The organism is Bradyrhizobium uaiense, from assembly GCF_010811875.1.
Taxonomy (GTDB): domain Bacteria; phylum Pseudomonadota; class Alphaproteobacteria; order Rhizobiales; family Xanthobacteraceae; genus Bradyrhizobium; species Bradyrhizobium uaiense.
Genome location: NZ_VKHP01000473.1, coordinates 1 through 1,899, shown reverse-complemented (window position 1 = coordinate 1,899; position 1,899 = coordinate 1). Strand labels below are relative to the sequence as shown.

Annotated in this window: 1 protein-coding gene; it reads right to left on the bottom strand. The window is 64.5% G+C overall.

The features are described from left to right. Positions 1-1,700 (bottom strand): acyl-CoA dehydrogenase family protein (locus tag FNJ47_RS45845; protein WP_163163353.1); only part of this gene is annotated, 1,700 nt, incomplete at its 3' end. Positions 1,701-1,899: the final 199 nt, after the last annotated feature.

The window sequence follows — 1,899 nt, the reverse complement described above, 5'->3', positions numbered from 1 at the left end:
TTGGAAAACGTGCCGTCATACATCGTGCTGGATGGGCGGGTCGTGATGCCCGGCGCATCCATCGGCACGATGAACATGCTGATGCCGGCGTGCGGCGGCTTCGCGTCCTTGTCGGTCCGCGCGGCGAGGAACATGTATTTGCCCCACCAGGTGGTGGTCCAGATCTTCTGGCCGTTGATTACCCAGTGATCGCCGTCCTTGACGGCGCTTGTGCGCAACGCAGCGAGGTCGGAGCCCGCCTGCGGCTCGCTGTAGCCCATGCCGTGCATGGCTTCGCCGCGCAGGATTTCCGGAAGATACCTTTGTTGCTGCTCGGAGGTGCCGAACATCATCAGCGCATTGGCCTGGATCGCCGCGCCGATCCGCGGCGCTTCGCCCCGCTCCATCGTCTCCATGAAGGCGATCTGCTCCAGAGGAGCGCGCGCCTGGCCGCCGAACTGCTCCGGCCATCCAAGGCCGATCCATCCGGTGTCGCCGATGTTACGGGCAAAGGAGGCATCGAACTCGCGCTTGGCGAACGGTCGTTCGTCGAACGCCCGCTTCGCATCCCCGGTCCAGTTTTGCTCAAGCCAGAGCCGGACCTGGTCACGAAAACTATTTCCCGCGGGCCCGAGATCATATTGCGGCAGCCCGGCGCCGCCCGCATCCAGCAGCCGTGCGGCCAGCCTGCGCCTAGCATCTGAGGCGCCGCCGAGCGCGATTGTGTCGAGATGCACGCGCTTGAAATGGATCGGCGCCTCGTGCTCCTCGGCATAACCGATCGCACCGAACGTATGCTGGGTCTCCAGCGACACCTGCCGCAGTGCATGACCAGAGAAGACCGATGCGCAATCGGCAAAGTAGCGCCAGTCCGCATCTCCGCGATCGTGGAGTCCGGCGACATGATCCAGGATCAGCCTGACGCCCTCGAGCGTGATCAGGCAATTGGCCAACTTGTGCTGGATCGCCTGGAACTTGCCGATCGGCTGTCCGAACTGCTGCCTTTCCCTGGCGTAGTCGACGACCAGCTCAAATGAACGCCGCGCCGCGCCATAAGCGCGCGCTGTCAACGCGACCTTGCCCTTGAGACGGAGATCGTTCAGATTGACAGCGCCGACGGGAATAAGCGTGGCCGGCGCCGCGCTCAACCTGACCTCGCACAATCCCCAGGCCCCCATCGCGCGGGTCGCGACGCATTCAACGCCGACCCCGCCGAGATCGATCAGCGCAAGGTGAGACTGATCGCGAGCGACCAGAAGATGCGTGGCACTTGCCGCTGCCTCGACGAAGCGAAGCACGCCCGTTGCTTTGACGTCGGTGATCCCGATCGAGCCCGTCGCGCGATCGGGATCCAGCGCGCCGAATGAGAAGGCAACGATCACCCTCCCGGAATGCAGCCGCTCCAGAAGATCGACTACGACGTCAATCTGCGATCCCGAGACCGCGAGATTGGCCAACGCCGCAGACCACATCGGCGCCGGACATCCGGCGCGGCCAAGCTCCGCCATGACGACGAAAATCTCGGCGAGCCCGCCCTCGCCGTCCTCCGTCCCGAGAGCGGCCACGCCCTGCCCGACCAGTTTGTGCCAGATCGCCGAGATCTCGTCCGGCGAGGACGACGCTGTCGCGCCACGCGGACGCCAATGCTCATCGAGGAAGCCGCGCAAGGAATCGCGCAACATCGCCGTGACGTCGTCACCTGCCGCTTCGATTGCCGCCATGGCCCGGCCTCGACCTATGCTCCAACTATGCCTGGCCGAACCTGGGCTTGCGCTTCTCCTTGAACGACATGGTCGCTTCCTTGTGGTCGGCGGTCTCGAACGTCACCTGCTCCAGCGCCATCGAGGCCTCCAGCAGCATGTTCACGCGCTCCTTGACGATCTGGTTGATCGACAGCTTTGTCCCGCGAATGGCCCAGGT